This window comes from Nonomuraea sp. B5E05 (assembly GCF_039880665.1).
Lineage (GTDB): Bacteria > Actinomycetota > Actinomycetes > Streptosporangiales > Streptosporangiaceae > Nonomuraea.
In genome coordinates this window covers 1-908 of record NZ_JBDPMJ010000105.1, presented here as the reverse complement: position 1 = coordinate 908, position 908 = coordinate 1, and the positions used below count along the sequence as shown (strand labels likewise).

Sequence of the window (908 nt, the reverse complement as noted above, 5' to 3'; positions counted from 1 at the left end):
TCACTGAGTGCTTTTCATCCCGCCTCGCGGAGCTGAAGGACGAGGATCGCTTTGACGAGCTGGCCTGCGAGAAGTGGGCAGCAGCGTAGTTTGCGCAGAATACGCCAGGTCTTCAGTTGGGCATTGGCCCGTTCGCCCGGTCCGCGGAGCTTGGCGTGGGCGGCGTTGGCGGCCTTCTGGGAGGTCGGCTTGTTGCGGCCCTTGTAGGGCACGCGTACGTGCTCTCCGGCACCGACGTAGCCCTTGTCGGCGAGGACGAGCAGGCCGGCGGCCTTGAGACGGCGCAGGATGCCCCAGATCCGGGCAGCCTTGAGGTCGTGCACGGAGCCGGGCAGGGAGCCGGAGGTCCACAGGGGTGTGCCGTCGGGGGTGGCCAGGATCTGGATGTTCATGCCGTGTCTGCGGTGCTTGCCGGAGTAGTAGGGCCGGTCGGCGGCCACGCGGTCGATGGGGATGAGGGTGCCGTCCAGTACCAGGTAGGGGTAGCCGGCCCGCTTGGCGGCGCGTAACGCCTGCTCCAGGCGGGGTGAGCGGCGGGCGAGCAGGACGATGGCCTCTCGGATGTAGCGCCAGGCGGTCGCGATGCCGACGCCGAAGCCTGCGGCGACCTCTGCCAGGGTCTCGCCTTTTCTCAGGTGGACGAGGACGAGCAGGGCTTGTTGGCCGGGGTTGAGGCGACGCCAGGGCGAGTTGATCGTCTTGCGGTGCCGGCGCAGGATGCCGGACAGATAGGACAGGGTCTGAGATGACAACGGCAGCGCGGCGCGGTAGAACAGCAACTCGGAGCCTCTGGTCTAACGGTTGATCTTGGTCGACAACCCTTCTACCAGGGGCTCTTCTACTTGTCGATCAGACCCACTCGCGCAGCATGCCCGCGACCTGCGGCTTCAGGATGGAAAACACTCACT

1 protein-coding gene is annotated in these 908 nt (G+C 66.4%); it reads right to left on the bottom strand.

The window, feature by feature from the left end; all coding sequences use genetic code 11:
* Nucleotides 1–14 precede the first annotated feature (14 nt).
* The gene (locus ABGB01_RS46010; RefSeq protein ID WP_347780658.1) at nucleotides 15–779 is read right to left on the bottom strand and encodes a transposase family protein; all 765 of its coding nucleotides are present in this window, start codon (nucleotides 777–779) and stop codon (nucleotides 15–17) included.
* Between the last annotated feature and the right edge of the window lie 129 nt (nucleotides 780–908).